Annotated in this window: 5 protein-coding genes; 4 read left to right on the forward strand and 1 reads right to left on the reverse strand. The window is 64.0% G+C overall.

The genetic code is table 11. From position 1 onward, the window contains the following. Nucleotides 1–99 precede the first annotated feature (99 nt). Nucleotides 100–1,005: a helix-turn-helix transcriptional regulator gene (locus SMN802W_RS0101695; RefSeq protein WP_019515150.1), complete on the reverse strand. Its 906-nt coding sequence runs from the start codon at nucleotides 1,003–1,005 to the stop codon at nucleotides 100–102. Nucleotides 1,006–1,084: 79 nt separating this feature from the next. Between SMN802W_RS0101695 and cysD the strand changes: the two genes are divergently transcribed. The 4 genes from cysD to SMN802W_RS0101715 all read left to right on the forward strand — a co-directional run bounded on the left by cysD (nucleotide 1,085) and on the right by SMN802W_RS0101715 (nucleotide 6,126). Beyond that, nucleotides 1,085–1,987 (forward strand): sulfate adenylyltransferase subunit CysD, encoded by a 903-nt coding sequence (gene cysD / locus SMN802W_RS0101700; RefSeq protein ID WP_019515151.1) that lies wholly within the window; start codon nucleotides 1,085–1,087, stop codon nucleotides 1,985–1,987. Then, entirely contained in the window at nucleotides 1,987–3,918 is a 1,932-nt protein-coding gene (gene cysN / locus SMN802W_RS0101705) for a sulfate adenylyltransferase subunit CysN (protein ID WP_019515152.1), read from the forward strand. Before cysD ends, cysN begins: the two co-directional genes overlap by 1 nt. Then, complete coding sequence (locus SMN802W_RS0101710) at nucleotides 3,915–4,664, forward strand: 3'(2'),5'-bisphosphate nucleotidase CysQ (protein WP_019515153.1); 750 nt, start codon at nucleotides 3,915–3,917, stop codon at nucleotides 4,662–4,664. Before cysN ends, SMN802W_RS0101710 begins: the two co-directional genes overlap by 4 nt. 211 nt (nucleotides 4,665–4,875) lie before the next feature. Further along, nucleotides 4,876–6,126 (forward strand): NAD(P)/FAD-dependent oxidoreductase, encoded by a 1,251-nt coding sequence (locus SMN802W_RS0101715; RefSeq protein WP_019515154.1) that lies wholly within the window; start codon nucleotides 4,876–4,878, stop codon nucleotides 6,124–6,126. The last annotated feature ends 12 nt before the right edge of the window (nucleotides 6,127–6,138 follow it).

Raw genomic sequence — 6,138 nt, forward strand, 5'->3', positions numbered from 1 at the left:
CAGGCGAGATGGAACAAGCGAGCCGGCATTTTCAGCGCGCTCCCCATGCCTCAAACACTGGAGCGACCAGATCTACCAAGACTCTCGCCACGCCCTTGCTCACGCCAGCGCCGCCACGCTCGTCCAGACAAGGCGCACCAATTCGGCCTGCCCGCGCGTGCCGGTCGCGGTGTACAGCCGCTTCGAATAATGCCGCGCGGTCTGTTCGGTGATGTTGAGCCTGGTGGCAGCCTCGACGATCGACGCACCCTCAGCCAGCGCGACAGCCATCCGCGCCTCCGCCCACGTCAGGCCGTAGGCGGCCGCGAACGCAGCGGCGCGGTCGATCGGCTGCACGGGCTTACGGTAAAGCGCAACCGCCGCGCCCTGCCCGGCCGTTGCGAACGGCAGCGCGATCGTCTGCCCCGCCGCCGCCAACTCCGCTCCGGCATGGATGGCCGTGACCAGCGCGGCGCGCTGCCGCGCCGACGCGTCGAGACCTGAATGCCCGTCCGCCTCTCCATGTTCGTCGAGCACCGCCCACCCTACGCCCGCCCGGTCGAGCGCCGCCCGTGCGGCGGCGAGCGCGACCTGACCGTCGTGGAAGCGGGCAAGATTGGTAAAGGCAATGGCGACGTGCGAGACCAATGCGGACAACAACGCGCCATCACCGGCGTCGAAGCTGTCGGGCGCGCCGCCACGAATACCCAGCCAGATATCGCCCCGGCTGCTCGCCGCACGGATCGATTTTCCGCTCTCTCCTTCGCTTAGCCCTTCAAGATCATAGAGCCGCCCGGAGCGCAGCGGTCGCAGCAGCTCAGGCGACAAGGGAGAAAGCTGTCTCCCGCTCGCGTCACGGGACACGTAGGCCTTACAGCCAGACGTATCGCTACGCGTGATCACGAACGTCTCACGCGCGCGTGTGCGGCGGCGAAGCCGTTCGAGGAACATCGCAAACGGTGTCGCCTCGTCGAGCGCATAAAGCGTCAACAGCAACTCGTCCCGGTCGACCCGTGATAACACCATCGTTAGCCGACCTCCCATATGGGAGGTGCTTTCGCAACGCTGCAGGGCAAGGAAGTTCCATCCGCAAAGGAGTGCCGCCATGACCGACCTGAACCATCTCCAGCGGCTGGAGTCGGAGAGTATTTATATCCTGCGCGAGGTTGTTGCCGAGTGCGAGAAGCCGGTGATGCTTTATTCCGTCGGTAAAGACTCAGCCGTCATGGTGCATCTCGCGCGTAAGGCCTTCTTCCCGTCGCCGCCGCCGTTTCCGCTGCTGCACGTCGACACGACATGGAAGTTCCGCGCGATGTACGCGCTGCGCGATCAGATCGCACGCGACCCCGGCATGGAGCTACTCGTCTACCAAAACCCCGAAGCGAAGGAGCGCGGGATCAATCCGTTCGATCACGGCCCGCTCCACACCGACATGTGGAAGACCGAGGGGCTGAAGCAGGCGCTTGATCTCCACGGCTTCGACGCAGCCTTCGGCGGCGCGCGGCGTGACGAGGAGAAAAGTCGCGCCAAGGAACGCGTTTTCAGCTTCCGCTCGGCCAATCATCGCTGGGATCCGAAGAACCAGCGTCCCGAGCTGTGGAACCTCTACAACACGCGCAAAGCCAAGGGCGAGTCGATCCGCGTCTTCCCGATCTCCAACTGGACCGAGCTCGATGTGTGGCAATATATCCAGCTCGAGAATATCCCGATCGTGCCGCTGTATTTCGCGGCACCCCGTCCCACGGTCGAGCGCGACGGCATGCTGCTGATGGTCGATGACGATCGTTTTCGCCTGAACCCGGGCGAGGTGCCGGTCGAGCGGTCGATCCGCTTTCGGACGCTCGGCTGCTACCCGCTGACGGGCGCGGTGGAGAGCGAGGCTGCGACGCTCAGCGACGTCATTCAGGAGATGCTGCTGACCACGACGAGCGAGCGGCAGGGTCGCGCGATCGACAAGGACGCGGGCTCCGCCAGCATGGAGAAGAAGAAGCAGGAGGGGTATTTCTGATGGCCAGCACCATGCCCGCCGACGTGCCGTCAGACGATCGCGCTTATCAGGTCGACCGGCTGATCGCCGAGGACATCGACGCCTATCTGGAGCGACATCGCAACAAGAGCCTGTTGCGCTTCATCACGTGCGGATCGGTCGACGACGGCAAGTCGACGCTGATCGGCCGGCTGCTCTACGATTCTAAAATGATCTTCGAGGATCAGCTTGCGGCTTTGGAGAACGACTCCAAGCGGGTCGGCACCCAGGGACAGGAGATCGATTTCGCGCTGCTGGTCGACGGTCTGGCCGCCGAGCGCGAGCAGGGCATCACGATTGACGTCGCCTACCGCTTCTTCGCGACCGAGACGCGCAAATTCATCGTCGCCGATACGCCGGGGCATGAGCAATATACCCGCAACATGGTGACAGGCGCCTCGACCGCCGATCTCGCCGTCATCCTGATCGACGCGCGCAAGGGCGTGCTGACGCAGACGCGACGGCACAGCTATCTGGCGCACCTCGTCGGCATTCGTCACCTCGTGCTGGCGGTGAACAAGATGGACCTGGTCGGCTACGACCAGCAAAAATTCGATACGATCGTGGCCGATTATCGATCGTTCGCGGCGAGCATCGGCATCACCGATTTCACCCCGATGCCGATCTCGGGCTTCAGGGGCGACAACATTACCGCTCGCTCGGCCAACATGCCGTGGTACGAGGGACCGTCGCTGATCGAACATCTCGAAACGGTCGAGATCGATGCCGAACGCGATCGCGCGAAGCCGTTCCGGCTGCCGGTCCAGTGGGTCAATCGGCCAAACCTCGATTTCCGCGGCTTCGCCGGCCTGATCGCGACCGGCGGGATCGCTCCGGGTGACAAGGTGCGTGTGCTGCCCTCCGGCAAAACCTCGACTGTCGAGCGAATCGTCAGCTTTGACGGCGACCTGGGCAATGCGGTCGCGGGTCAGTCGGTGACGTTGACGCTGGCCGACGAGATCGACTGTTCGCGCGGTGACGTAATCGCCGCGGCCGACGCACCACCGCAGGCCGCCGACCAGTTCGAGGCGACGCTCGTCTGGCTGGCCGACGAGGAGATGCTGCCGGGGCGCGGCTATTGGCTGAAACTCGGCACGCAGATGGTGAGTGCAACGGTACAGGCGCCGAAATACCAGATCGCTGTCAACACGATGGAGAAACTGGCGGCCAAGACGTTCGACCTGAACGCAATCGGCGTCGCCAATCTGTCGACCGACAAGCCGATCGTTTTCGAACCCTACGCCGACAATCGCGCGCTCGGCGGCTTCATCCTGATCGACAAGCTGACCAACGCGACGGTAGCGGCAGGTATGCTGCACTTCAGCCTGCGTCGGTCGCAGAACGTCCATTGGCAACCGGTCGATCTCGGCCGCGACCACCATGCCGGGATGAAGAACCAGAAGCCCGCCTTGCTCTGGTTCACCGGCCTGTCGGGTGCGGGAAAGTCGACGATCGCCAATCTGGTCGAAAAGAGGCTGGCTCGGATGAACCGCCATACCTTTCTGCTCGACGGGGACAATGTGCGCCACGGCCTCAACAAGGATCTCGGCTTCACCGACGCCGATCGGGTTGAGAACATCCGCCGTGTCGGCGAGGTCGCCAAACTGATGACCGATGCCGGACTGATCGTCATCACCGCCTTCATCTCGCCGTTCCGCGCCGAGCGGGATATGGTGCGGCAGATGGTGGCACCGGGCGAGTTCTTCGAGGTGCATATCGACACGCCGCTCGCCGAGGCCGAGGCGCGCGACGTCAAGGGTCTGTACGCCAAGGCGCGCGCAGGCCAGCTCGCCAACTTCACCGGAATCGACAGCCCCTACGAGGCGCCGGACAATCCGGAAATCCGCATCGACACTACCGGCATGACCGCGGAGCAAGCAGCGGATGCGATCGTGGCTAGGTTGATCCCATGAGCGGGCTCGACGACGCCGGTCTCGCCGCGCACCTCGCCGAAACCGCCGGACGCATCCTCCTTGATGTGCGTGAAAGCGGCGTCTTCTCGCCGGCCGCGCTCGGCAAGGCGGGAGACCAGACCGCCAACGCCTTCCTCGTCCATGCGCTGCGCGATGCGCGGCCCAATGACGGACTCCTCTCGGAGGAAGCGAAATGCGACGGCGCACGGCTTGGTAAATCCCGCGTGTGGATCGTCGATCCCGTCGACGGCACGCGCGAATATGGCGAAGCGCGCGCGGACTGGGCGGTACACGTCGGGCTCGCGGTTGACGGCGTGCCCATGATCGGCGCGGTGGCGCTGCCCGATGCCGGGGTCGTGCTGCGCTCCGACCGGCCCAACCCGCTGCCACCACCCGCCGATCCGCTGCGCATAGTGGTCAGCCGCACGCGCCCCGCGCATGAGGCGGTCGCGATCGCCGCGCGGCTCTACGCCACGCTCGTACCCATGGGATCGGCGGGTGCCAAGGCGATGGCGGTGGTACGCGGCGAGGCCGACATCTACCTCCATTCCGGCGGCCAGTATGAATGGGACTCGATGGCGCCGGTCGCGGTCGCGCTGGCGCACGGGCTGCATTGTTCACGCATTGATGGCGCGCCGCTTCGCTACAACATGGAGGACGTGTATGTTCCCGATCTGCTGATCTGCTCGAAGCAACTGGCCGGGCAGGTGTTGGCGATGTTGCGCGAACACCCACCTGCGCAATAGCCAAAGGAACGATGTCGCCAGAGATACTGAACCCGTTTGTCAGCAAACCGAGACCATCGCTGCACTGTCACCCGTCTTAGGCGTGACCGGATTGAACGTATCAAGCCCGGCAAGCTATGAACGTGCTGCCTGATCGACCGTTCGCTGGTGAGACAAAGGTAAGACCGTCGACGCCCTTCACCAACGCGCAAAATGTCATCGAAAGAACGTTATGACTACGGAAGCCGAGACCACTGAGCGATATGACGTGGTGATCGTGGGAGCCGGGCATGGCGGCGCGCAATGCGCGATCGCGCTGCGCCAGCACGGATTCGCCGGCTTGATCGCGATGATCGGTCGCGAGCCGGAACTGCCGTACGAACGACCGCCGCTCTCAAAGGAATATCTCGCGCGCGAGAAGAGCTTCGACCGTCTCTACATACGCCCCGCCGGCTTTTGGAAGGACAAGGCAGTGACGATGGAGCTCGGCGTCGCGGCCATGGCCGTCGATCCCGCGGCCCGGCGGCTGTCGCTCTCCGACGGTCGGAACGTGACGTATAACAATCTCGTCTGGGCGACTGGCGGGGAACCACGCCGGCTGACTTGTGCGGGCGCTACGCTCGCCGGTGTACATGCGGTGCGCACGCGTGCCGACTGCGATCAACTGATGAAGGAGATCGACGATGGCGCGCGCACGATCGTCGTGATCGGCGGCGGCTATATCGGGCTGGAGGCGGCTGCAGTTCTGACCAAGCTCGGCTGCCGGGTAACGCTGCTTGAAGCATTGCCGCGCGTTCTGGCGCGTGTCGCTGGACCGGAGCTGTCGAGCTTCTATGAACGGGAGCATCGCGAGCACGGCGTCGACCTGCGAACGGGTGTCGCGGTGGACTGCCTCTTGGGATCGGACCGGGTCGATGGGGTACGACTGGCCGACGGCACCGTGCTGCCCGCAGATGCAGTGATCGTCGGCATCGGCATCACCCCCGCGGTAGAGCCGTTGCTTGCCGCCGGTGCCGCAGGCGGCAATGGCGTCGATGTCGACGCCCATTGCCGTACCTCGCTTCCTCATATCTACGCTATCGGCGATTGCGCCGCGTTTGCGAGCATCCACTCAGGAGGCGTGCGGATGCGGATCGAATCGGTGCAAAACGCGATGGATCAGGCGACCTGTGTTGCTCGCGGCATCATCGGTGACGCTCGGCCCTACGTCGCCTTCCCCTGGTTCTGGTCGAACCAATATGACCTGAAGCTGCAGACCGCTGGCGTATCGGCCGGCTTCGATCAAAGCGTGATACGCGGCGATCCGGCAACGCGATCCTTCTCGGTTGCATATATGAATGAGGGGCGTTTGATCGCGATCGATGCGGTCAACAACGTGAAGGACTACGTCCAAGGCCGCAAACTGATTGAGGCGGGCGCCCATGCCAACCCTATCATACTTGCTGATACCAGTGTGCCGCTAAAACAGCACCTACTGATCTAGGTATGAGACCAT

This window comes from Sphingomonas sp. Mn802worker (genome assembly GCF_000382485.1).
Lineage (GTDB): Bacteria > Pseudomonadota > Alphaproteobacteria > Sphingomonadales > Sphingomonadaceae > Sphingomonas.